Annotated in this window: 24 protein-coding genes and 1 pseudogene; 16 read left to right on the top strand and 9 right to left on the bottom strand. The window is 63.0% G+C overall.

Annotated elements, in window-relative coordinates; genetic code table 11:
• From GZ092_RS16160 to rpsL, 4 genes and pseudogenes are all read right to left on the bottom strand, one after another.
• A partial coding sequence (locus GZ092_RS16160) for a GTP-binding protein (RefSeq protein WP_293637920.1) occupies positions 1–328 on the bottom strand: 328 nt, incomplete at its 3' end.
• 184 nt (positions 329–512) lie between these two features.
• Positions 513–2,615, bottom strand: coding sequence for an elongation factor G (gene fusA, locus GZ092_RS16165; RefSeq protein WP_293637922.1), 2,103 nt, complete (start codon positions 2,613–2,615; stop codon positions 513–515).
• A 206-nt stretch (positions 2,616–2,821) separates the two neighbouring features.
• Positions 2,822–3,283, bottom strand: a pseudogene (rpsG, locus tag GZ092_RS16170) (30S ribosomal protein S7); the annotation flags it as partial.
• Positions 3,284–3,499: 216 nt separating this feature from the next.
• A complete protein-coding gene (rpsL, locus tag GZ092_RS16175) occupies positions 3,500–3,877 on the bottom strand; it encodes a 30S ribosomal protein S12 (RefSeq protein WP_011799633.1) in 378 nt (125 codons plus the stop codon).
• A 305-nt stretch (positions 3,878–4,182) separates the two neighbouring features.
• Between rpsL and paaI the strand changes: the two genes are divergently transcribed.
• From paaI to GZ092_RS16235, 12 genes are all read left to right on the top strand, one after another.
• Complete coding sequence (gene paaI / locus GZ092_RS16180) at positions 4,183–4,644, top strand: hydroxyphenylacetyl-CoA thioesterase PaaI (RefSeq protein WP_293637924.1); 462 nt, start codon at positions 4,183–4,185, stop codon at positions 4,642–4,644.
• On the top strand, positions 4,641–5,957 hold the full coding sequence (gene paaK / locus GZ092_RS16185) for a phenylacetate--CoA ligase PaaK (protein WP_293637926.1): 1,317 nt from the start codon (positions 4,641–4,643) through the stop codon (positions 5,955–5,957). Before paaI ends, paaK begins: the two co-directional genes overlap by 4 nt.
• A 39-nt stretch (positions 5,958–5,996) precedes the next feature.
• Complete coding sequence (gene paaA / locus GZ092_RS16190; RefSeq protein WP_293637927.1) at positions 5,997–7,007, top strand: 1,2-phenylacetyl-CoA epoxidase subunit PaaA; 1,011 nt, start codon at positions 5,997–5,999, stop codon at positions 7,005–7,007.
• 23 nt (positions 7,008–7,030) lie between these two features.
• Positions 7,031–7,321 (top strand): 1,2-phenylacetyl-CoA epoxidase subunit PaaB, encoded by a 291-nt coding sequence (paaB, locus tag GZ092_RS16195; RefSeq protein ID WP_293637928.1) that lies wholly within the window; start codon positions 7,031–7,033, stop codon positions 7,319–7,321.
• A gap of 8 nt (positions 7,322–7,329) precedes the next feature.
• The gene (gene paaC / locus GZ092_RS16200; RefSeq protein ID WP_293637929.1) at positions 7,330–8,103 is read left to right on the top strand and encodes a 1,2-phenylacetyl-CoA epoxidase subunit PaaC; all 774 of its coding nucleotides are present in this window, start codon (positions 7,330–7,332) and stop codon (positions 8,101–8,103) included.
• 14 nt (positions 8,104–8,117) lie between these two features.
• On the top strand, positions 8,118–8,633 hold the full coding sequence (paaD, locus tag GZ092_RS16205; RefSeq protein WP_293637931.1) for a 1,2-phenylacetyl-CoA epoxidase subunit PaaD: 516 nt from the start codon (positions 8,118–8,120) through the stop codon (positions 8,631–8,633).
• A gap of 20 nt (positions 8,634–8,653) precedes the next feature.
• Entirely contained in the window at positions 8,654–9,739 is a 1,086-nt protein-coding gene (gene paaE, locus GZ092_RS16210) for a 1,2-phenylacetyl-CoA epoxidase subunit PaaE (RefSeq protein ID WP_293637933.1), read from the top strand.
• Between the two features lie 12 nt (positions 9,740–9,751).
• Positions 9,752–10,375, top strand: coding sequence for a TetR/AcrR family transcriptional regulator (locus GZ092_RS16215; RefSeq protein ID WP_293637934.1), 624 nt, complete (start codon positions 9,752–9,754; stop codon positions 10,373–10,375).
• A 175-nt stretch (positions 10,376–10,550) separates the two neighbouring features.
• The gene (locus tag GZ092_RS16220; RefSeq protein ID WP_293637935.1) at positions 10,551–11,696 is read left to right on the top strand and encodes an ABC transporter substrate-binding protein; all 1,146 of its coding nucleotides are present in this window, start codon (positions 10,551–10,553) and stop codon (positions 11,694–11,696) included.
• A gap of 90 nt (positions 11,697–11,786) precedes the next feature.
• Entirely contained in the window at positions 11,787–12,815 is a 1,029-nt protein-coding gene (locus GZ092_RS16225) for a branched-chain amino acid ABC transporter permease (RefSeq protein WP_293637936.1), read from the top strand.
• Entirely contained in the window at positions 12,812–14,659 is a 1,848-nt protein-coding gene (locus tag GZ092_RS16230) for a branched-chain amino acid ABC transporter ATP-binding protein/permease (protein WP_293637937.1), read from the top strand. Before GZ092_RS16225 ends, GZ092_RS16230 begins: the two co-directional genes overlap by 4 nt.
• Positions 14,656–15,402: an ABC transporter ATP-binding protein gene (locus GZ092_RS16235; RefSeq protein ID WP_293637938.1), complete on the top strand. Its 747-nt coding sequence runs from the start codon at positions 14,656–14,658 to the stop codon at positions 15,400–15,402. The genes GZ092_RS16230 and GZ092_RS16235 overlap by 4 nt, the downstream gene beginning before the upstream one ends.
• Before the next feature lie 503 nt (positions 15,403–15,905).
• Here GZ092_RS16235 and GZ092_RS16240 read toward each other — a convergent pair.
• The 5 genes from GZ092_RS16240 to GZ092_RS16260 form a co-directional block, all read right to left on the bottom strand.
• Positions 15,906–17,114 (bottom strand): D-alanyl-D-alanine carboxypeptidase family protein, encoded by a 1,209-nt coding sequence (locus GZ092_RS16240; RefSeq protein WP_293637939.1) that lies wholly within the window; start codon positions 17,112–17,114, stop codon positions 15,906–15,908.
• An 84-nt stretch (positions 17,115–17,198) separates the two neighbouring features.
• A complete protein-coding gene (locus tag GZ092_RS16245; RefSeq protein WP_293637940.1) occupies positions 17,199–17,843 on the bottom strand; it encodes an alpha/beta fold hydrolase in 645 nt (214 codons plus the stop codon).
• 131 nt (positions 17,844–17,974) lie between these two features.
• Positions 17,975–18,358, bottom strand: a complete 384-nt coding sequence (locus GZ092_RS16250; RefSeq protein ID WP_293637941.1) for a (2Fe-2S) ferredoxin domain-containing protein — start codon at positions 18,356–18,358, stop codon at positions 17,975–17,977.
• A gap of 9 nt (positions 18,359–18,367) precedes the next feature.
• Complete coding sequence (locus tag GZ092_RS16255) at positions 18,368–19,477, bottom strand: VanZ family protein (RefSeq protein WP_293637942.1); 1,110 nt, start codon at positions 19,475–19,477, stop codon at positions 18,368–18,370.
• A gap of 142 nt (positions 19,478–19,619) precedes the next feature.
• Positions 19,620–20,042, bottom strand: a complete 423-nt coding sequence (locus GZ092_RS16260; RefSeq protein WP_293637943.1) for a CopD family protein — start codon at positions 20,040–20,042, stop codon at positions 19,620–19,622.
• Between the two features lie 246 nt (positions 20,043–20,288).
• On the opposite strand from GZ092_RS16260, the gene GZ092_RS16265 reads away from it, so the two are divergent.
• The 4 genes from GZ092_RS16265 (at position 20,289) to GZ092_RS16280 (ending at position 23,954) form a co-directional block, all read left to right on the top strand.
• Complete coding sequence (locus GZ092_RS16265) at positions 20,289–22,052, top strand: nitrite reductase (protein ID WP_293637944.1); 1,764 nt, start codon at positions 20,289–20,291, stop codon at positions 22,050–22,052.
• Between the two features lie 67 nt (positions 22,053–22,119).
• Positions 22,120–22,425 carry a c-type cytochrome gene (locus tag GZ092_RS16270; RefSeq protein WP_293637945.1) on the top strand — a complete coding sequence of 102 codons (306 nt, stop codon included), beginning with the start codon at positions 22,120–22,122 and terminating at the stop codon, positions 22,423–22,425.
• Positions 22,426–22,470: 45 nt separating this feature from the next.
• Positions 22,471–22,764, top strand: coding sequence for a cytochrome c (locus GZ092_RS16275; protein WP_293637967.1), 294 nt, complete (start codon positions 22,471–22,473; stop codon positions 22,762–22,764).
• Complete coding sequence (locus tag GZ092_RS16280) at positions 22,761–23,954, top strand: cytochrome D1 domain-containing protein (RefSeq protein WP_293637946.1); 1,194 nt, start codon at positions 22,761–22,763, stop codon at positions 23,952–23,954. Before GZ092_RS16275 ends, GZ092_RS16280 begins: the two co-directional genes overlap by 4 nt.
• Position 23,955: the final 1 nt, after the last annotated feature.

Genomic DNA, 23,955 nt, shown 5'->3' on the forward strand with positions numbered 1-23,955 from the left:
CAGCGGCCGAGCAGACCAAAATGGCGCCGTCCATTTGTGCAGCGCCCGTGATCATGTTCTTCACATAGTCAGCGTGGCCCGGGCAGTCAACGTGCGCGTAGTGGCGGGCAGCCGTTTCGTACTCTACGTGGGCGGTATTGATGGTGATGCCGCGCGCTTTTTCTTCCGGTGCCGCGTCGATCTGGTCGTAGGCCTTGGCTTCGCCGCCGAACTTGGCGGCCAGCACGGTGGCGATTGCCGCCGTCAGCGTGGTCTTGCCATGGTCAACGTGACCGATCGTGCCGACGTTGACGTGCGGTTTGGTCCGCGAAAATTTCTCTTTACCCATTTCCAACTCCAATAAAAGAACATGCCCGTGTACGGTTTAATGTTTGCACTACGCTGCTTTATTTCTCACCACGGGCAGTGAAAGGCGCGTAATCGCAGACAGGGAATCTAATTCGGGGACTGATCAGTTTGGGGACAGAGCGAAAGGGCGCTTCGCGCGTCCTTCGGTCTGCCCCGCAATTTCTTTACTTGGCTCTCGCAGCCATGATGGCTTCGGACACATTGCGTGGTGCTTCGGTGTAGTGCTTGAACTCCATCGAGTAAGTCGCACGGCCTTGCGTTGCAGAGCGCAGCGTGGTCGAGTAGCCGAACATCTCGGACAAAGGCACTTCTGCCTTGATGACCTTGCCGCCACCGAGCATGTCCTCCATACCTTGGACCATGCCGCGGCGTGAGGCCAGATCGCCCATCACGTTGCCGGCATAGTCTTCAGGCGTCTCGACTTCCACAGCCATCATGGGCTCCAGAATGACCGGGCTGGCCTTGCGGCAGCCTTCCTTGAAACCGAAGATGGCAGCCATCTTGAACGCGAGTTCGTTCGAGTCCACGTCGTGGTAAGAGCCGAAATGCAGCGTCACCTTGACATCGACCACCGGGTAGCCGGCAAGCACGCCAGCCGTCACAGCTTCGTTGATGCCTTTTTCAACCGCAGGAATGTACTCGCGCGGCACCACGCCACCCTTGATGGCATCGACGAATTCGATGCCCTTGCCGGGTTCATTCGGCTCGATCTTGAGCACCACGTGACCGTACTGCCCCTTGCCGCCGGATTGACGGACGAACTTGCCTTCGGCATCTTCGATGGTCTTGCGGATGGTTTCGCGGTAAGCCACCTGCGGCTTGCCGACGTTGGCTTCCACACCGAATTCGCGCTTCATGCGGTCAACGATGATTTCCAGGTGCAGCTCGCCCATGCCGGCAATGATGGTCTGGCCAGATTCTTCGTCGGTCTTGACGCGGAACGATGGATCTTCTGCGGCCAGGCGCTGCAGGGCAATGCCCATTTTTTCCTGGTCAGCCTTGGTTTTTGGCTCGACCGCCTGTGCAATCACAGGCTCGGGGAAGACCATGCGCTCCAGCATGATGATGGCATCCGGATCGCACAGGGTTTCGCCGGTGGTCACGTCTTTCAGGCCCACGCAGGCGGCGATGTCACCAGCGACGATTTCGCTGACTTCCTGACGTTCGTTGGCGTGCATCTGCACGATACGGCCAATACGCTCTTTCTTGCCCTTGATGGGGTTGTAGACGGTATCGCCCTTTTTCAGCACACCGGAATAGACGCGCACAAAGGTCAACTGGCCCACGAAAGGGTCGGTCATCAGTTTGAAGGCCAGCGCCGAGAATTTCTCCGAGTCGTCTGCCTTGCGGGTAACAGGCTCTTCATCATCATCGGTGCCCTTGACTGGCGGGATGTCGATCGGTGAAGGCATGAAGTCAATCACGGCGTCCAGCATGCGCTGCACGCCCTTGTTCTTGAAAGCAGAGCCGCAATACATTGGCTGGATTTCGCTGGCAATGGTGCGCGTGCGAATGCCTAACTTGATCTCTTCTTCAGACAAGTCACCTTCTTCAAGGTATTTGTTCATGAGATCTTCGTTGGCTTCGGCAGCAGCCTCGACCATTTTTTCGCGCCATTCCTTGGCGGACTGCAGCAAATCAGCTGGAATCTCGCGGTATTCGAACTTCATGCCTTGTGAAGCTTCATCCCAGATGATGGCTTTCATCATGATCAGGTCCACGACGCCAGTGAAGTTTTCTTCAGCACCGATGGGGATCACCATGGGCACAGGGTTGGCTTTCAGGCGCAGCTTCATGCCCTCGACCACCTTGAAGAAGTTCGCGCCGGTGCGGTCCATCTTGTTGACGAAAGCCAGACGTGGCACCTTGTACTTGTTGGCCTGACGCCAGACCGTCTCGGACTGGGGTTGCACGCCACCCACGGCGCAGTAAACCATGCAGGCGCCGTCAAGCACGCGCATGGACCGCTCGACTTCAATCGTGAAGTCAACGTGGCCAGGCGTGTCGATGATGTTGATACGGTGCTCGGGAAAGGACTTGTCCATGCCTTTCCAGAAACAGGTGGTGGCGGCGGAAGTGATCGTGATGCCACGCTCCTGCTCCTGCTCCATCCAGTCCATGGTTGCGGCGCCGTCATGGACTTCACCAATCTTGTGGCTCACGCCGGTGTAGAAAAGAATCCGCTCGGTGGTGGTGGTCTTGCCGGCATCGATGTGCGCGGAAATACCGATATTGCGGTAGTTTTTAATGGGGGTAGCGCGGGACATAAATTACTTTCAGTTCGGTGTTACGAACAATGACACGTGGTGCCAAGATATTTCTCTTGTTTTTCTACGCGTCTGCCGGCAGGGCGCTTTTGGCACCAAGCCGGCAGGAGTTGGGGTTGAACCGCCAGGAATCAAGGTGTTTTGGTCACCTTGAACGACCGGCGGCAACCCGTCAATGAAGCGCAGTCAACACTGCAAACCATCGATCAGAAGCGGAAGTGGCTGAACGCCTTGTTGGCTTCGGCCATGCGGTGAACTTCGTCACGCTTTTTCATGGCGCCGCCACGGCCTTCGGTGGCTTCCATCAATTCATTGGCGAGGCGCAATGACATTGATTTTTCGCCACGCTTCTTGGCGGCTTCTTTCAACCAGCGCATAGCCAGGGCCATACGGCGGACAGGACGCACTTCAACCGGTACCTGGTAATTGGCACCACCGACGCGGCGGGACTTCACTTCAACCATGGGCTTGATGTTGCCGATGGCCATGTGAAAAGCCTCCAGCGGATCTTTGCCAGGGTTCTTTTTCTCGATTTGCTCCAGGGCGCCATAAATGATGCGCTCTGCGACGGCTTTCTTGCCGCCTTGCATGATCACGTTCATGAATTTGGCAAGATCGACATCGCCAAATTTTGGATCAGGAAGAATTTCACGTTTAGGGACTTCGCGACACGTGGCATTTTTTCACCTCTTTGCTTCAGTTGGCGCTGCTTTCGGCAACACCGCGAGAGTTAGCAAACTCTCACTTACTCGACCGGCGCAAAAAACTTGCACTTGGGTCACTTCGCTCAAAACACCGGCCAGGGTGAGTCAAGCACCTGTTTTTTGAAAAAACCTTGACAGCTTTTTCGGGTGCGAACAGTGAAGTTCGAACCGATAGGCCAATTACTTGGCTTTTGGACGCTTCGCGCCGTACTTGGAACGCGACTGCTTGCGGTCTTTCACGCCTTGCAAGTCGAGCGAGCCACGAACGATGTGGTAACGCACACCCGGCAAGTCCTTGACACGACCGCCGCGAACCAGCACGACGCTGTGTTCCTGCAGGTTGTGGCCTTCGCCGCCGATGTAGGAAATGATCTCGAATCCGTTGGTCAGGCGCACCTTGGCGACTTTACGCAAAGCGGAGTTTGGCTTTTTAGGCGTGGTGGTGTACACACGGGTGCATACGCCACGGCGCTGTGGAGAATTTTCCATCGCAGGGCTTTTTGACTTGATCTTTTCGACCTCGCGCCCCTGACGGACTAACTGATTGATGGTTGGCATTGAAAACGTCCCTAAACGTCTGAAAACGGTATAAAACTGCGAAAAACTTCCCCGCACCAAAAGCGGAAAAGCCTTCGAGTATATGCGGGTTGCCAAAAAAGCTCAAGCAGTTGTCCTGGCCAAGGCCGTGCGGGTCTTGAGGTCCAGCCAAAAACTGCTGCCTTCACACGGTGATCATGACCGCCGCTAAGGGTTTATTCCTACGATATTTGACTTGAGTCAGTCATGCGCAAAGATTACTATCTACCGACCGGTCGGTCAAAAGACAGCTGGCTTTGATGTTGACACAACATAAGGAAGCGCCCATGACAGAGCATTTGCAGCAAGAAACCGCCCAGCGGGTGGGTGAGCGCATGTTTGCCAGTGACCGGGCCTCACAGGCGCTGGGGATGCAATTGCTGGAAACCATGCCGGGGACGGCGCTGCTGTCGATGACGGTGCGCGAAGACATGCTCAACGGCCATCAGACCTGCCATGGCGGGTTGATTTCGGCACTCGCCGATTCGGCTTTCGCGTTTGCCTGCAACTCCTACAACGAAATGACCGTGGCATCGGGCTTCAGCATCGACTTCACAGCCCCGGCGCATCTGGGCGACCTGCTGACCGCCCGATGCGTCGAAGTGTCGAGGGCCGGCCGCACCGGCATTTATGACACAAGCGTCAGCAACCAGCGGGGTGAACGCATCGCCTTGTTTCGCGGCCGCTCCCACACCTTCAAAGGCAAGCCGGCCGTGGCCCCTGACTCAAACCCCCGGGAGAACGGATGACCGTCAAACGCCCTGCCCCTGGCGACCTTGAACCCATCGAGCAGGCCAGCCGCGACGAGATCACCGCCTTGCAACTGCAGCGCCTGCAGGCCACGCTGCAGCAGGCGTATGACCATGTGCCGCATTACCGCAAGGCATTCGATGCCAGGGGAATTCATCCTGGCGACCTGAAGCAGCTCGGCGACCTGTCGAAATTCCCGTTCACCGTCAAGAACGACCTGCGCCAGAACTACCCGTTCGGCATGTTTGCCGTGCCGCGCAGCCAGGTGGCGCGTATTCATGCGTCGTCAGGCACCACCGGCAAGCCGACAGTCGTCGGCTACACCCGAAATGACATCGATACCTGGGCGCGGCTGGTGGCACGCTCGATCCGCGCCGCAGGTGGACGGGCGGGCGACAGCATCCACATTGCCTACGGCTACGGACTGTTCACCGGCGGACTGGGCGCGCATTACGGCGCCGAACTGGCGGGCTGCATGGTCATCCCGATGTCGGGCGGCCAGACCGAGCGGCAGGTGCAGCTGATCCACGACTTCCAGCCGGACATCATCATGGTCACGCCGAGCTACATGCAGGTGATCATCGAGGAGTTTGCGCGGCAGGGCCTGGATCCCCGGGGAAGTTCGCTCAAGGTCGGCATATTCGGCGCCGAACCCTGGACCGAGGCCATGCGCCGGGACATTGAAGGCAAGACCGCAATGGATGCGGTCGATATCTATGGCCTGTCCGAGGTCATGGGGCCCGGCGTGGCCAGCGAATGCATCGAAGCCAAGGATGGCCCGGTCATCTGGGAAGACCATTTCTATCCTGAAATCGTGAATCCCGACACTGGCGAGGTGCTGCCCGACGGCGAGGAAGGCGAACTGGTGTTCACCTCGCTGACCAAGGAAGCGCTGCCCATCATCCGTTACCGCACGCGAGACCTGACGCGGCTGCTGCCGCCCACGGCGCGGTCGTTCCGGCGCATGGGCAAGATCGTCGGACGCAGCGACGACATGCTGATCATTCGCGGCGTCAACGTGTTCCCGACGCAGATCGAGGAAGTCGTGCTGCAGCATCCGAGGCTCTCGGGCATGTACCAGATCCATGTCAACCGCCAGGGGCCGCTCGACCAGGTGAATGTGCATTGCGAATGGCGGCATTCGGACACGGGATTCAGCCAGAATGACATCGACGAGGTCGCCGCCTGGCTGCAGCACCGCATCAAGACGCTGGTGGGCATTTCCACCCAGGTGTCGGTCATGGCCCCGGAATCCATCGAGCGCACGCTGACGGGCAAGGCCAGGCGGGTCATCGACTCGCGGCCGCGCTAGCCGCAGCCAGTCCATCCACCACAGGAAAGGAATCACTACATGTACACGCAAGCCATGGACACGATGAACCCCGAGCCGGGCGACGACAGGAAAGCCGTCCGTTCAACCGAGGAAATGCAGCGGGAGGAGCGCTTCGAGGCACGCATCGACGCCGGCGACTTCATTGAAGCCAAAGACTGGATGCCCGAGCATTACCGCAAGACGCTGATCCGCCAGATCAGCCAGCATGCGCACAGCGAGATCGTCGGCATGCTGCCCGAGGGCAACTGGATCTCGCGGGCGCCCACGCTCAAGCGCAAGCTCATCCTGCTGGCCAAGGTGCAGGACGAAGGCGGCCACGGCCTGTACCTCTACGCCGCTGCCGAAACGCTGGGCAAGACGCGCGACGAACTGCTCGATGCCCTGCACACCGGCAAGGCCAAGTACAGCTCGATCTTCAACTACCCGACACTGAGCTGGGCCGACATGGGCACGGTCGGCTGGCTGGTCGATGGCGCGGCGATCATGAACCAGGTGCCGCTGTGCCGCTGCTCGTATGCACCGTATTCGCGCGCCATGATCCGCATCTGCCGCGAGGAGAGCTTTCACCAGCGCCAGGGCTACGAAGCCCTGCTGACCATGATGCAGCAAGGCACCGACGCCCAGCGCGCCATGGTGCAGGATTCGGTGAATCGCTGGTGGTGGCCGTCGATCATGATGTTCGGCCCGCCCGATGACCAGTCGCCCAACACCGCGCAGTCGATGCGCTGGGGCATCAAGCGCATGAGCAACGACGAGCTGCGGCAAAAGTTCATTGACGCCACGGCAGAGCAGGCCAAGGTGCTGGGCATCACCCTGCCCGACCCGGACCTGAAATGGAACGAGGAGCGCCAGCATTACGACTTCGGCGCGATCGACTGGAGCGAATTCTGGCGCGTGATCGGCGGCGACGGCCCGTGCAACCGTGAACGCCTGAGCGCCCGCGTCAAGGCCTGGGAAGACGGCGCCTGGGTGCGCGAGGCGGCGCTGGCGCATTCGGCCAAACATATGCCAGTGGCCCAGGCGGCCTGAATCCCAACCCAAAGGAACCTGACATGACACAAGCAACCGAATGGCCTTTGTGGGAAGTTTTCGTGCGCAGCCGCGCGGGCCTGGACCACAAGCACAGCGGCAGCCTGCATGCGGCCGACGCGAAGATGGCGATACAACTCGCCCGCGACGTGTACACCCGGCGCCAGGAAGGCACCAGCATCTGGGTCATGCGCTCCGACCAGATCACGGCCAGCGACCCGGGCGACAAGGGCATGTATTTCGACCCGATGGAAGACAAGGTGTATCGACACCCGACCTTCTACAAGCTGCCCGAAGCCGTGAACCACATGTAAGCATGATGATGAATCCATCGATCCAACCGAGCCGCGATCCTGAGGTGCAGTACATGCTGCGCCTGGCCGACACCTGCCTGATCCTGGGCCAGCGCCTGGGCGAATGGTGCGGCCATGCGCCCATCCTGGAAGAAGACATCGCGCTGACCAACACGGCGCTCGACCTGATCGGCCAGGCACGCGCGCTGTTTGCCCACATTGGTCAAGTCAGCGGAACAGGCCATGACGAGGACCAGCTGGCCTTCCTGCGCGAGGAGCGCGACTACGTCAATGTGACGCTGGTCGAGCTGCCGCGTGGCGACTTTGCTTTCACCTCGCTGCGCAACGCGATGATGTCCACCTTTCTCAAGCTGGTCTGGGAACGCCTGGCCAGTTCCGGCGACGGCGAACTGGCAGCGATTGCCGGCAAGGCGGTGAAGGAAGCGCGCTACCACCAGCGCCATGCCGGCGACTGGGTGGTGCGGCTGGGCGACGGCACGGCCGAGTCGCGCCAGCGCATGGAAAGCGCACTGGAAGAGCTGTGGCGCTACGTTCCCGAGCTGTTCGAGGGCGATGCGATCGACGTGCAGGCGCAGCAGAGCGGCATCGGTCCCGACTGGAGCAGCCTGCACGCGCCATGGCTGGCGGAAATGACCCAGCTGCTGGAGGAAGCCACGCTGGCCGTGCCGAAAGACAGCGCGTTTCGCAGCAGCGGCAAGCGCGGCATCCACAGCGAACACATGGGCTACATCCTGACCGAAATGCAGTACCTGCAGCGCGCCTATCCCGGGGGCGTGTGGTGACCACGCTGGCGGTCATGGCCGCAGAAGCGCGCATGGCCCGTGCCTGGGACGTACTTCAAAGCGTTCCCGACCCGGAGGTGCCGGTGGTGTCGGTGTGCGACCTGGGGCTGGTGCGCAATGTTTTACTCGTCGAAAATGAACTGGAAGTGGTGGTTACGCCCACCTACTCTGGATGCCCTGCTACTGAATACATAGCAAACAGCATCATTGAAGCGCTGGACTCCGCAGGGCTCGGGCCGACGCGGGTGCGCATGCAGCGGGCGCCGGCCTGGACCACCGACTGGATGAGCCAGGAAGGCCGCGACAAGCTGCGCGACCACGGCATTGCCCCGCCCGGCCCGGTCGCGCAGGGCGGCGCCATGCCCATCCGCTTTGCCGGCCGGCGCGCGGTGGATGATGCGCCGCTGGCCTGCCCGCGCTGCGGCAGCCTGCACACCGCCCTGCTGTCGGCCTTTGGCAGCACCGCCTGCAAGGCCTTGCACCGCTGCCTGGACTGCAAGGAACCGTTCGAGCATTTCAAGCCCCTCTAACCTCCAGCCAAAGCAGCACCATGAGCGTCACCTTTCATCCCTTGCGCGTGCGTTCCATTGCACCGGACACCGCCGAGGCGGTGATCGTGTCGTTTGACGTGCCCGACGCCCTGCGCAGCGTGTTCGGCTTCACCCAGGGCCAGTACCTGACGCTGCGCACCCAGCTGGACGGCCAGGAAATGCGCCGTTCCTACTCGATATGCGCCGGCATTGACGATGGCGAATTGCGCGTCGGCGTGCGCAAGGTCCGGGGCGGCGCTTTTTCAAGCTGGATCCATTCCAGCCTGCAGCCCGGCCAGACGCTTGAAGTCATGGCGCCCCAGGGCCGCTTCTTCGTCGCGCTGGACCCTGCGGCACATCACCACCATGTGGCGATTGCCGGCGGCAGCGGCATCACGCCCATTTTGTCCATCATGAAGACCGTGCTGGCACGAGAGCCCCACAGCCGTTTCACCCTGATCTACAGCAACCGCTCGCCCGCCTCGACGATGTTCAAGGAAGAACTCGAAGACCTGAAGAACCGCTACATGGCGCGGTTGTCAATCCACCATGTGTTCACGCAGGAACAGGGCGACTCCCCGCTGTTCAGCGGCCGCATCGACCAGCAAAAGCTCGGCGTTTTTCTGGCAACCCTTTTGACGCCGGACGATATCGACCACGTGTTTGTTTGCGGACCGTTCCAGATGAACGACGAAGCCGAGGCGGCGCTGCTGGCGGCCGGCGTGCCCGAAGAACGCATCCACATCGAACGTTTTGCGGTGGCACAAAAAGCAGCCGGCGAAGTCGGCGCCATCGTTCATGAAGCGCAGGCGGGCGATGCGGAAAAGGCGCGCGTCGTGATCATCCTCGATGGCGTCAGCCGGGAAATTGAATTCAGCAAGGGCCAGCCGAGCATCCTCGATTGCGCCTCGGCCGCAGGCCTGGAAGTGCCGTTTTCCTGCACCTCGGGCGTTTGCGGCACCTGTCGCGCCAAGCTGGTCGAGGGCGAAGTGCGCATGGCGCGCAACTATGCGCTGGACAAGCGCGATGTCGAGGCCGGCTTCGTGCTGGCCTGCCAGTCGCACCCCCTGACCGAACGCGTGGTGCTGTCTTTTGACGAACGCTGAAGGCCTAACCTGATGGCTCGCGGACGTGCCTCCGGCTACGACGACCAGCGCGAGATGATCCTGGCGCATGCGGCACGCCTGTTTGCGCGGCGCGGCTACCCGGCGACCTCGATGAACCAGGTGGCCGAGGCCTGCGGCCTGTCCAAGGCCACGATCTACCACTACTTCCGCGACAAGTACGCCTTGCTCGTCAGCATTGCCGACGGCCATGTGTCCCGGCTGCAGGTGCTGGTCGCCGACGTGGTGCGCGAGGCAGCGGCGCCCGATCTGCAGCTGCGCGAACTGATTCGCCGCATCGTCGAGGAGTACGCCGACGCCCAGGATGCGCACCGGGTGCTGACCGAAGACGTGAAATTTCTCGAACCCGACGACCGGGAGCGGGTGCTCGGCAAGGAACGCGAGGTGGTGGCCGGTTTTGCCCGCACCGTGGCCGCGCTGCGGCCCGAACTGGAGCAGGTCGCCTTGAGCAAGCCGCTGACCATGCTGCTGTTCGGCATGGTCAACTGGATGTTCATGTGGATGAAACCCGACGGCAAGCTCGACCATGACGCCATGGCCGTCGTGGTGGCCGACTTGTTCGTGGGAGGGTTGGCTGCAGTCAAGCCTCCCCTCACGACCGAACTGCTGGCCGAATGATGTCGCCAGCCCTTTTATTTCCGCTCACCCGGCTGGGGTTCGCACTCCCTGTAAACCCGCTGTGCAGCACAGGACGATCTCATTACGATGTGTAGCCTGTTCGCTTCAGGCGCCCCTAGCGCCTGGCCAGGCTTGACCTGGCAACCAGTTTTTCAACCATAAGAAGGAGACAAGCATGAACATTCTCAAACCCCTGGCACTGGCTGCAGCGCTGCTGGCCAGTGCGCTGGCACAGGCCGACATCAATGTCGGCGTGACGCTGTCGGCCACCGGCCCGGCCGCTTCGCTCGGCATTCCCGAGAAAAACACCATTGCGCTGATGCCCAAGACCATCGGCGGTGAAAAAATCAACTACATCGTGCTCGACGATGCCTCCGACACGACGGCGGCGGTCAGCAACACCCGCAAGCTGATCAGCGAGAACAAGGTGGACATCATCCTGGGCTCGACCACCACCCCGGCGTCGCTGGCGATGATCGACGTCGCCGCCGAGGCGCAGACGCCGATGATCTCGATTGCCGCGTCGGCGCGCATCGTCGAGCCGCAGGATGCCAAGAAGCGCTGGGTCTTCAAGACCCCGCAAAATGACATCATGATGTCGCTGGCCATTGCAGAGCACATGGCCAATGCGGGCGTCAAGACCGTCGCCTTCATCGGCTTTTCCGATGCCTACGGCGAAGGCTGGTTCAACGAGTTTTCCAAGGCAGCCGAATTGAAAAAGCTGCGCATCGTCGGCAACGAGCGTTATGCGCGCAACGACACCTCGGTGACCGGCCAGGTGCTCAAGATCATGTCCACCAAGCCAGACGCCGTGCTGGTCGCCGGCTCGGGAACCCCTGCTGCGCTGCCGCAGAAAACCCTGAAGGAACGCGGCTACGCCGGCAAGATGTACCAGACGCATGGCGTGGCCAATGCCGACTTCCTGCGCGTCGGCGGCAAGGACGTCGAAGGCACCTTCCTGCCGTCCGGCCCGGTGCTCGTCGCCACGCAGCTTCCCGCCACGCATCCGGTGCGCAAGTCCGCGATGGCCTATGTCGATGCGTATGAAGCAGCCTACGGCAAGGGCAGCGTGTCCACCTTCGGCGCCCATGCCTGGGATGCCGGCCTGCTGATGAGCGCCGCCGTGCCGCAGGCGCTGAAAAAAGCCAAGCCCGGAACGCCCGAGTTCCGCGCAGCCTTGCGCGATGCGCTGGAAAACGTGCGCGACATGCCGGGCGCCCACGGTATTTTCAGCATGTCGCCCACCGACCACCTGGGCCTCGACCAGCGCGGCCGTGTCATGGTCAAGATCGAAAACGGCGCCTGGAAATACCAGCCCTGAGCCTTCGCCTTCGATAAAAGCTGACCCGCGCCTATTGCGCGCGGCTTGCAACCCTCCACGGGCCGCTGGCGGCCCGAACCGGATTTCATCATGGACCTGCAAATTGCCCTGATGCTGGGGCAGGACGGCCTCGTGAACGGCGCCATTTACGGACTGATCGCGCTGGCGCTGGTGCTGGTGTTCTCGGTCACCCGCGTCATTTTCATTCCGCAGGGCGAGTTCGTGGCCTTCGGCGCGCTGTCGATGGCCATGCTGCAGGCCGGAAAGGTGCCTGCCACGCTGTGGCTGCTGCTGGCCTTGGCGCTGATGACGCTGGTGGCCGAGGCCTGGCGCCACCATCGCGGCACGACTGTGGACTGGGCGTCCACGGCGGTGTGGGCGGTGGCCATGCCGGCTGCCGCCTGCACGCTGGTGCTGTTGATTCGGCCAGCGTCGATCTACCTGCAGGCGCTGACCACGCTGGTGCTGATCACGCCGCTCGGGCCACTGCTGTATCGGCTGGTGTACCGGCCGCTGGCGGACGGGACGGTGCTGGTGCTGTTGATTGTTTCGGTGGCGCTGCATGGCGTGCTGGTCGGGCTGGGACTGCTGTTTTTCGGAGCCGAGGGCTCGCGCACGCCGGCGTTCTCGGAAGCCCGGTTCGAGCTGGGTGGCATTCCGGTCACCGGACAGTCGCTGGTGGTGGTCGCCGTTACTGCCCTGCTGGTGGTGGCCATGTTCCTGTTTTTTGGCCGCTCCATCGTCGGCAAGGCATTGCGCGCGACCGCCATGAACCGGGTCGGTGCGCGGCTGATGGGCATTCCGACCGAATTGTCGGGCGACGTGAGCTTTGCGCTGGCCGCCTTGATCGGCGCGGTGTCGGGGCTGCTGATCGCGCCGCTGACCACGGTGTATTACGACACCGGCTTCCTGATCGGCCTCAAAGGCTTCGTCGCGGCGATTGTCGGCGGGCTGGCAAGCTATCCGCTGGCATTGGCCGGCGCCCTGATCGTCGGCCAGCTGGAATCGTTTTCCTCGTTCTGGGCCAGCGCCTTCAAGGAAGTGCTGGTCTTCACCCTGATCATTCCGGTGCTGTGGTGGCGTTCGCTGCAAAGCCGCCATGTGGAGGATGAGGAATGAACACCCGCCACCTGACCCTGGCCGCCGTGGCCGCGCTGGCGCTCAGCTGGGGCCTGCTGCCCGACTTCACGCTGACCCTGCTCAGCTACATCGCCCTGTATGCGCTCGTCGCCGCCGGCCTGGTGATGCTGACCGGCGTCGGCGGCATGACCTCGTTCGGCCAGGCCGCCTTTGTCGGCATGGGCGCCTATGCCACGGCGTGGGTCTGCACCTCGCCACTGGCGGCGCAGTATTTGCCAGCGGCGCTGGCGGGCAGTGCCTGGCTGCCGTGGGTCGGACTGGCGCTGGGGCTGGCGACGACCTTTGCGCTGGCCTGGATGCTGGGCGCGATCACGCTGCGGCTGTCGGGGCACTACCTGCCGCTGGGCACGCTGGCCTGGGGCCTGAGCCTGTACTACCTGTTCGGCAACATTGAAGGACTGGGCGGCTTCACCGGCCTGTCCGGCCTGCCGCCGTTGGTGCTGGGCGGGTTCTCGCTGGCAACGCCGATGCGGCTCGGGCCGCTCATTTGGGGCGTGCTGCTGCTGGCGCTGTGGGCGCTGCACAACCTGCTCGATTCGCGCGAGGGCCGGGCAATTCGCGCGCTCAAGGGCGGCCGGGTGATGGCCGAATCCATGGGCATTGACACGGCGCATTACCGCATCAAGCTGTTTGTGCTGGCGGCCCTGCTGGCGGCCATCTCGGGCTGGCTGTATGCGCATTTGCAGCGCTTTGTGAACCCGACGCCGTTCAACATCAACATCGGCATCGAGTACCTGTTCATGGCGGTGGTCGGCGGCGCCGGCCACCTGTGGGGCGCGGTGCTGGGCGCAGCGCTGATCACGCTGCTGAAAGAGCAGTTGCAGGACATCCTGCCCAGGCTGCTGGGCACCAGCGGGAATTTCGAGATCGTGGTCTTCGGCCTGCTGATGCTGCTGGTGCTGCAACGCTTTGCCGATGGCCTGTGGCCGCGCCTGGCAGGCTGGACGCAGCGCTGGGTACGGCCTGCCAACGCTGCAAGCGCCGGTACGCCGTCAGCCCGTACCCCCGCCGTCCCGCTGGCCACGCGTGCCCTGCCCCCGGCCGGACAGGTCGTGCTGCAGGCCAGCCATGTCAGCAAGCGCTTTGGCGGCCTGGTCGCTAACAACGACATCCACATGAACGTGAAGGCCGGCGAGGTGCATGCGCTGATCGGCCCGAACGGCGCCGGCAAAAGCACCTTCTTCAACATGATCTCGGGCGTGGACGACCCGAGTTCGGGCGAGGTGCTGCTGGCCGGCAAGCCGATGCAGGGCCAGCCGTCGCGCCACTTTGCCGCGCTCGGCATGGGCCGGACCTTCCAGCATGTCCGGCTGCTTGGCCAGCGCAGCGTGCTGGAAAACGTGGCTCTGGGCGCGCACCGGCGCGGCCGCAGCGGCTGGCTGGCGTGCATGCTGCGCCTGGACCGCGCCGAAGAGGCGGCGCTGATGCTGGAGGCGCGCCGGCAGCTGGAACGCTGCGGCCTGGCCGCGCTGGCTGACCAGCCCGCCGCGTCGCTGGCGCTGGGCCAGCAGCGCATCATTGAAATTGCCCGCGCGCTGGCGGGCCAGCCCAGCGTGCTGCTGCTCGACGAGCCGGCCGCCGGGCTGCGGCACCTTGAAAAGCAGGCACTGGCCACGCTGCTCGGCCAGTTGCGCGCCGAAGGGCTGGGCATTCTGGTGGTGGAACACGACATGGAGTTCGTCATGAAACTGGCTGACCGCATCACCGTGCTGGAGTTCGGGGCCGTGATTGCCGAGGGCACGCCGGCCCAGGTGCAGGCCAACCCGCGAGTGCTGGAGGCTTACTTAGGTGGCGCCGATGACTTCGGAGGCATGGCCGCATGAGCGCGCCGCTGCTGGAACTGGACGGTTTCTGTGTGTCCTACGGCGCGGTGCAGGCCGTGCACCAGGTCGGGCTGCGCGTTGGCGAGGGCGAGATCGTCACCGTCATCGGCCCCAACGGCGCAGGCAAGACCACGCTGCTGGGCGCGGCCATGGGGCTGCTGCCTTCGCAGGGCAGCCTCACCCTGGCAGGCGAGCGCATCGCGCGGCCCACCGTCGAGGCGATGGTGGCGCGCGGCGTGGCGCTGGTGCCGGAAAAGCGCGAGCTGTTCGCCGGCATGTCGGTCGAGGACAACCTGCTGCTGGGCGGCTTTTCGCGCTGGCGCCGGGGCCAGCGCGACCAGAAAAGCCGCATGCAGGAGGTGTTTGAAATCTTTCCGCGCCTGCAGGAACGCCGGGCGCAACTGGCCGCCACGCTGTCGGGCGGGGAGCGCCAGATGCTGGCCATCGGCCGGGCGCTGATGGCACGGCCGCGCCTCCTGATGCTCGACGAGCCGTCGCTCGGACTGGCGCCGCTGATCGTGCGCGAAGTGCTGCAGGTGGTGTCGTCGCTGCGAAGCCATGGCGTGTCGGTGCTGCTGGTCGAGCAGAATGCGCGCGCCGCCCTGCAGGTGGCCGACCAGGCCTATGTGCTGGAAACCGGTGCCGTCGCGCTTAGCGGCCCGGCGCATGAGCTGCTGCACGACCGCCGCATCATCGACACCTACCTCGGGCTGGGCGGCAGCCATGCGCCAGCCAGTGCCTGAGGCAAACGCTGGTACGTAGCGCTGGCATTCAGGGTGTCCAGCAGCTTGATGCTACTTAATTCATAGCTACCATCGAATGCTCTGCGTGCGCAAAATGCCTTTTTTACATAAAAACTGTAACTACAAGGCCTTCCCGATGGGTGCTTTCCGGCGTTGGGGGAGGTGCGGATGGGCTTCGCCTCGAATCCGAATCCGAATCCGCTCCCGTCAGTCCCGTTCTGGCTGGGCCTGTGATGAGGGGCAAAAGCGGGATCAGGGCCGCGCGCTGTTTGAGCGAAACGCAGTGAAGCGAGTTTGCGCGGACCCCCGCTTTTGCCCCTCATCACAGGTTGCCCGTAGCGAAGCGCAGGGACCCAGACAGCCGGGTCGCCTTTTCTTTGGTGACTTTCTTTTGGCGAAGCAAAAGAAAGTTACTGGCCGCCGGGCCACTCCCGGCCAGCCGGCCCCCAGCAAAGTCTCAGGCGCGAATCAACCCGAAAAATCGTCTTTGCAGCTACAAAAAATCACTTGATCCAGAGCCGGATCGAATCCCATGCCCGACCGATGATGCCGGCCTCTTCCACAGCGTCCAGCGCCACCAGCGGCACCTCGGCCATGGGGGCGGGGTCGTCGCCGTTCATGATCTTCAGGCTGCCGACCAGCTGGCCCTTCTTGAAAGGCGCGACCAGCGGTTCGGGACGGGCCACCTGGGTCTTGAGCCGGGACGCCGTGCCGGCGGGCACTGCCACCACGATGGCTTCAGGCCGGCCGAGCTTGACGACGGCGTCCTTGCCCTTCCAGACCGCCGGCGTGACCACCGCCTGGCCCGCGTCGAACAGCTTGACCGCCTCAAACGCGGTATAGCCCCAGTTCAGCAGCTTTTGTGTTTCATTGGCGCGGGCACTGTCGCTCGAAGCGCCCAGCACGATGGCCACCAGGCGCCGTTCGCCGGCCTTGCCGGCCGCGCCCAGGTTGGGAAATTCGCGCTTGGCCGTGGCAATCATGCAGTAGCCAGCGGCATTCGTATGGCCGGTTTTCAGGCCGTCAACGGTCGGATCGCGGAACAGCAATGTGTTGCGGTTCGTGTCGTTGGTCGCCGGCGTTCCGGGATAGCGGTATTTCTTGATCGCCGAGTAGCCGATGTAGTCGGGAAAATCGGTCATCAGGCGCGTGGACAGGATGCTCAGGTCGCGCGCCGTGGTGGTGTGGCCGGCTTCGGTCAGGCCTTCGGGGTTCTTGTAGCTGGTTGACTTCATGCCCAGCGCCTTGGCCTGCTGGTTCATCAGCTCGACGAAATGCTCGGCCGTGCCGCCCACGCCCTCGGCCAGCGCCATGGTGGCGTCGTTGCCCGACTGCACGATCATGCCCTTGATCAGGTCTTCGACCGGCACCTGCATCTTGGGGTCGATGAACATGCGCGAACCCGGCATTTTCCAGGCACGCGGGCTGACGCCGAAGGTTTGCGTCAAGGTGATTTTTTTCGACTTGAGCGCGTCGAACACCAGGTATTCGGTCATCAGCTTGGTCAGCGACGCGGGCTCGACCGGCGAGTCGATGTCCTTGGCGGCGAGGATCTGGTTGGCCGTCACATCGAGCAGCAGATACGAACGGGCAGCGATTTCAGGCACTTGCGGTGCCTGGGCATGCGCTGCCGGAAGCGCCACCGAGACGAACAGGACCAGGGAAGAGGCAAGAGAGCGCAGGCCGGCAGGGGCCTTGAAGAAGCATTGCATATCAAAAAAACCGGTAGAAAACAAGGAAGAAAAAAGCGGGAAAACGCAGGGCAGAGGCGATGGACCGCGCTCGCCCCAAAAGATTCAATGCACGGGCGACGCCAGATGGCGGATCACCAGGTTTTTCAGCAGCGGCAATTGTCCATGAAAGAAATGCCCCACCCCGGGGACAACCGTAACAGGCAGTGCCTGCGGACGCGCCCAGTCCATCACCGCCGACAGCAGCACGGTGTCGTCCTGCTCGCCATGCACCACCAGCGTGCGCTGGTGCGCGGCCGCATCGACCGGTGCGGCGGGCGCGCGGCTGACGCTGGTGCCGACCAGCACCAGTTTTTCAATCGGCCGGCTGGCCTGCAGGCGGGCAAACGCATGCGTGGTGACAAAAGCGCCGAACGAGAAACCGGCCAGCGCCAGCGCCGACTGTCCTTCACCGGCGGGCGCCGCATGCTGCACCACCGCCAGCAGGTCTTCCAGTTCGCCCCGACCTTCGTCATGGCTGCCGGCACTGCCGCCGACGCCGCGAAAGTTGAAGCGCACGGCGGTCCAGCCAGACTGCACGAAGGCACGCGCCAGCGTCTGCACCACCTTGTTGTCCAGCGTACCGCCAAACAGCGGATGCGGATGGGCAATGACGGCGATGCCGCGCGATGCGCCCGCCGGCAGGTCCAGGGCAATGTCCAGCGCGCCGGCCGGACCGGCAATGCTGGACTTCTGGGTTTTTGAGTTCATGGAAACCGCTTTCTCTCTTTCTTTTTTGTGGCAGTCAGTTGCTATATAAATAATAGCTGCTTATGCCCATCCTTATTGCGGAAAAGGCTTGAATCATGTCATTTTTACAGATTCAGCCGCCTGGCTGGCCCTTAGCGCCCCAGGTGCGGTGGCGTCAGCAGGCGTTCGACCACCTGGCCGTTTTTCAGGTGCGACTCGACAATCTCGTCAATGTCGCTGACGTCCACATAGCTGTACCAGACGCCTTCCGGGTACACCACCGCCACCGGCCCGGCGGCGCAGCGGTCCAGGCAACCGGCCTTGTTGACCCGCACCTGGCCCGGCCCGGACAGCCCGGCGGCCTTGACCAGCTTCTTGCAGCGGTCAAAAGCCTTCTCGGCGCCCTGGTCGGCGCAGCATTCTTCGCCCTTGCCGCGCTGGTTCAGGCAAAAGAAGATGTGCCGTTCATAGTAGGAAGCCGCCGGGGCGGGTTGGACGCCATCCGGCGAAGGGTTCGGGGCAGTGGAATGAGTCATGCGGCAATTTTACTTTTCACCGGCCGGCGCCTTCGGCTCCGGGCTGGAAAGCCGCGCCAGCACGCCGGCCAGCGCGGCATAGGGCCAGAGCCAGCCCAGCCACTGCACCAGACCGTAAAACTGGATGAAGCGGCCCTGCTCCCATATCTGCAATGTCTGGGCAAAGTAGGGGTCGGCGGGCGCCTGGTTGAGCAGGCCCAGGTGAATCGCCAGCGCCAGCAGTGTGAGCGCGGCAGCGGCGCGGGGCGGCGCGGCCAGCATCAGCGCGGCCAGCACCACGGCCAGGCCGATGCCGGCCTGGACCGGCACATCCAGCCAGGCCCAGGCATGTTCGGGTCCGTAGCTGAGGGCGGCGGACAGTGCCGACGCCGCCAGGCCAACGGCCAGGGCAGCGGCGGCAAACACGGCGCGCTGGCGCAGTGCACGGATCACGCAATAGCCCAGCAGGCAGGGAATCAGCGCGCCCAGCGCCACGCAGACCAGTTCGGCCAGTGGCACGAGGGGCTGGAGTTCGACCTCGCGCACCGGCAGCCATTCAAGAAAGGGCGTGTCGGCCAGCGCATCGGCCAGCGCCGACTCCAGCCGTTCGAAGACCTGCCCCAGCCCCATGGGGACCGACGCCGGAAACAGCAGGGCCAGCGGCCAGAGCAGCAGCAGCACCAGCACACTGCGCGCATCGGCTGAAAACCAGCGCGCCCGCAACCGGCTCCAGCGGTCGATCAGCCCGGACCGCTCCAGCGCCAGCGCGCAGCAGGCCCCGAGCCAGGCGCCCAGCGTGTTCAGCGCCAGGTCGACATTCGAAGGAATACGCGACGGCAGGTAGTTTTGCAGCGTTTCCATCGCCAGCGACAGCAGTCCGGCGCTCAGGACTGCAACACTGGCCGCCCAGGCTACACGCCGGCTGCGCAGCGCCGACACGGCCAGCAAGAAGCCGAGCGGCGCATAACCCATCAAATTGATGCCGACATCAAAGCCGGTCCAGTATTTCGGCAGGGGCGAGGCCAGGAAGCGCAGCGGCGAAATACCCTGGTTGCGCCACTCTGAAAACGGATACAGGCTGGCGTAAATGATCAGGCAGACCAGCGCCAGCGCCAGCGGCCAGGCGGTAGTCTTTGGCACACCCCCATCGTCGTCACTTCGCTTCGCTTCGTGTACTTCCTTTCCCCCTTGCAGGGGGCGACGCTGGGCATCCGGCGAAGCCGGGCTGCCTGCGTCTGCTGGGGAAGAAGGGTTTGCCACGCCTTGTCGAAGTGGTTGGCCGTCAGAACGGCTTGACGACCACCAGGATGACGGCGGCCACCAGCAACAGCACGGGAACTTCATTGAACCAGCGCATCCAGACATGGCTGCGGGTGTTGCGGTTGGCAGCGAACTTCGCCAGCATGCGGCCGCAGGCATGGTGGTAACCGATCACCAGCACCACCACGGCCAGCTTGGCATGCATCCAGCCACTGCCGCGCCCGATGCCGTAACCCAGCCACAGCCACAGGCCCAGGGCGATGGCCGGCACCGCCAGGATGGTGGTGAAGCGCATCAGCTTGCGCGCCATCAGCAACAGTCGCTCACGCTCGGCCATGCTTTGCGGCGGCACCATGGCCAGGTTGACAAAAATGCGCGGCAGGTAAAAAAGTCCGGCGAACCAGCTGGCGATGAAAACGATGTGAAAGGATTTGATCCAGAGCATGCATGTAGTTTAGTCTGGCGATTTCGCTACACACACGGCATGGCCTCAGGTAAAAAACAGCGTTTCCCCAACGGCGCAACGCAGGCGTTTTTTTATGCTTTTTAATTGATGTAGATTAAGGACATGTTTTATGTCCGAACCCAAAATCGCCATGCTCGCGTCGAAGTTTTGCAGCCATCGGCAGTTAATCTGGTGACTCGACCGGGTTTCTTATTTGCTGTTGCGAAATAACACGGAGTGAAAATCATGAAGAATTTAAGACTGTCTGCAGTTGCCGCCGTCCTGCTGACCAGCATGGCACTGGCCGCTCAGGCGCAGGCCCCGGTCAAAGCTACGGCGCAAGTACCGGAAGCTCACGTGAACCCGGTGGAAAAGGCTTACGAGAACGCCGGCGCTTCGCCGGTGGGCAAGGAGCCCATGGTCAACAGCCTCAACCCCAAGGCCCCGCCCATGACCGTGGCCGAATTCGACGTGGCACGAAAAATCTATTTTGAGCGTTGCGCGGGCTGCCACGGCGTGCTGCGCAAGGGTGCCACCGGCAAGCCCCTGACGCCGGACATCACGGTCGGCAAGGGCACCGACTACCTCAAGGTGTTCATTGCCTACGGCTCGCCCGCCGGCATGCCCAACTGGCAAACCTCCGGCGAGCTGACCGAAGCGCAGGTGGACCTGATGGCGCGCTACATCCAGCACGATGCACCGCAGCCGCCCGAGTGGGGCATGGCGGACATGAAAAACACCTGGAAAGTCACGGTGCAGCCGAAAGACCGGCCCACCCGGAAGATGAACAATTTCAACATTGGCAACATCTTCTCCACCACGCTGCGCGACACCGGAGAAGTGGCGCTGATTGACGGTGACACCAAGCAGATCATCAACATCATCAAGACCGGCTACGCGGTACATATTTCCCGCACCTCGGCGTCGGGCCGCTACCTGTTCGTGATTGGCCGCGATGGCCGCGTGAACATGATCGACCTGTGGATGCCCAAGCCCGACAACGTGGCTGAAGTCCGCATTGGCCTGGAAGCGCGTTCCGTGGACTCTTCCAAGTACAAGGGCAAGGAAGGCGACTTTACCGACAAGCTGGTGATTGCAGGCGCCTACTGGCCGCCTCAGTTCGTGCTGATGAACGGCGACACGCTGGAGCCGCTGAAGATCGTTTCCACGCGCGGCATGACGGTCGATACCCAGGAATACCATCCCGAGCCTCGCGTGGCGTCCATCGTGGCTTCGCACTACAAGCCCGAGTTCATCGTCAACGTCAAGGAAACCGGCAAGACGCTGATGGTCAACTATGCCGACCTCGACTCGCTGAAAATCACCGAACTCGGCTCTGCCCGCTTCCTGCACGACGGCGGCTGGGACTCCACCAAGCGCTACTTCATGGTGGCGGCCAACAACAGCAACAAGATCGGCGTGATCGATGCCAAGGAAGACAAGGTGGCGGCGATTGTCGATGTGGGCAAGATCCCGCATCCCGGCCGTGGCGCCAACTTTGTGCATCCCAAGTTCGGACCTGTCTGGGCCACCGGCCACCTGGGCGATGAAACCATTTCCCTGATCGGCACCGACCCGGTCAAGCACAAGGCCCAGGCCTTCAAGGTGGTGCAGACGCTCAAGGGCCAGGGCGGCGGTGCGCTGTTCATCAAGAGCCATCCGAAATCACAGCATTTGTATTCGGACACGCCGCTGAACCCTGATCCCAAGATCTCGCAGTCGGTTGCGGTGTACGACATCAAGAACCTGGAGAAGGGTTTCACCGTGCTGCCGATCGCCGAATGGGCGGGGCTTGCAGCAGACGGCGGCGCCAAGCGCGTGGTGCAGCCTGAATTCAACGTGGCGGGCGATGAGGTGTGGTTTTCGGTGTGGTCGGCCAAGGACAAGCAGTCGGCACTGGTCGTGGTCGATGACAAGACGCTCAAGCTGAAAGCGGTGATCAAGGACCCGCGCATCATCACGCCGACCGGTCACTTCAACGTGAACAACACGCAGAACGACATTTACTGAACATCATCAACCTCAGCGCACGCTGAGACGGGGGCCTTTGCGGCCCCCGGCATAACTGGAGAGCGATATGAAAGCATTACTGTTTGCCGGCGCAGCCTTGATGGCCTTTGGCGCGCATGCAGCTACCCCCGAAGAAGCGCTGAACAATGGGGGCTGCGTGGCCTGCCACGCCAAGGACAAGAAAATCCTGGGCCCTGCCTTCAAGGACATTGCGGCCAAATACAAGGGCCAGGACGCGACGGCCGCGTTGATGGAAAAGGTCCGCAAGGGCGGCTCTGGAGTGTATGGCCCGATTCCGATGCCGCCAAACCCACCCGAGAAAATCAACGACGCAGACCTCAAAGCAACGATCGAATACATCCTCAAGACCTGAAAGCCTGCCTTGACACGCTTCACGGCCCTGGCTGCTGCACTGCTCATGACGACGCCGGCCTTTGCGCTGGATGCCGACCATGAGCAGTCGCTGATCCGCATGGTGCGACAGGACTGCGGCTCATGCCACGGCATGCGCCTGACCGGCGGCCTGGGCCCGGCGCTGACGCGCCAGGCGCTGGCGGGCAAGCCGGTCGAAGCCCTGGCCGCGACGATCTACCACGGCCGGCCCGGCACCCCCATGCCGCCGTGGCGCGCCATGCTGAGCGCTGACGATGCGCAGTGGATCGCCAGCCAACTCGTTGCCGGTTTTCCGGAAGAAAAGAAAATCACCCCATGAAACGCCGCCACCTGCTTTCTGGTCTGGCTGCCGTGCCGGCACTGGCCCTGCTGCCCGGCTGCGCCGCACTGTCGTCAAACGATGCCCCGGTCGGCACTGGCGACCTGGGCCTTGTGGTCGAACGTGCGCGCGGCACGCTGGCGCTGGTCAACACCAGCTCGCGCACGCTGCTTGCCGAAATCGGCGGCCTGGGCGACCTGTCGCATGCCTCGGTGGTGTTCTCGCGCGGCGGCGCCAGCGCTTTTGTGTTTGGCCGCGACGGCGCGCTCACGCGCGTGAACCTGCTGTCGCGCCGCATCACCGCGCGCGTGCTGCAGGCTGGCAACTCGATTGGCGGCGCCATCTCGCAGGACGGCACGCTGGTGGCCGCGCAAAACTACACGCCCGGCGGCGTCAAGGTGTTTGACGCCACCACGCTCGCGCTGGTGGCCGACATTCCCGCCGTGGTCAATGGCAAGGCTTCGCGCGTCGTGGGACTGGCCGACCTGCCGGGCAACCGTTTCATCTTTTCGCTGTTTGACGCCGACGCCATCTGGATCGCCGACCTGTCGGAGCGCAGCCGGCCCGTCATCACCAAGATAGAAAACATCGGGCACCAGCCTTACGACGGGCTGGTCACCCCCGACGGCCGGCACTACATCGCCGGCCTGTTCGGCGAAGACGGTCTGGCGCTGGTCGACCTGTGGGACGACAAGCCCCGGGCGCGCCGCATCCTGGGTGGCTACGGGCGCGGCGAAGCCCCGCTGCCGGTATACAAGATGCCGCACCTGCGCGGCTGGGCCGTGGCCGGTCGCCAAGCCTACCTGCCGGCCATCGGCCGGCACGAGGTGCTGGTGGTGGACACCGCAACCTGGCAGGAAACCGGCCGCATTGCCGTCGCCGGCCAGCCGGTGTTCGTGATCGCGCGCCCGGACGGTCGCCAGGTATGGGTCAATTTCGCCGTGCCTGATTACCACCAGGTGCAGGTCATCGACACGAAGACACGCCAGGTCGTGCGTACGCTGCAGCCCGGCAAGGCGGTGCTGCACATGGAGTTCACGCCGCGCGGCGAGGCGGTGTGGATCAGCGCCCGTGACGACAACCGCGTGTCGGTCATCGACACGCAGAATTTCACGACGCTGGCCACTTTGTCCATGGATGCGCCCAGCGGCGTGTTCTTCACGTCGCGCGCCGCGCGCATGGGATTTTGAC

It is taken from the genome of Polaromonas sp. (assembly GCF_010365105.1).
Lineage (GTDB): Bacteria > Pseudomonadota > Gammaproteobacteria > Burkholderiales > Burkholderiaceae_C > Polaromonas.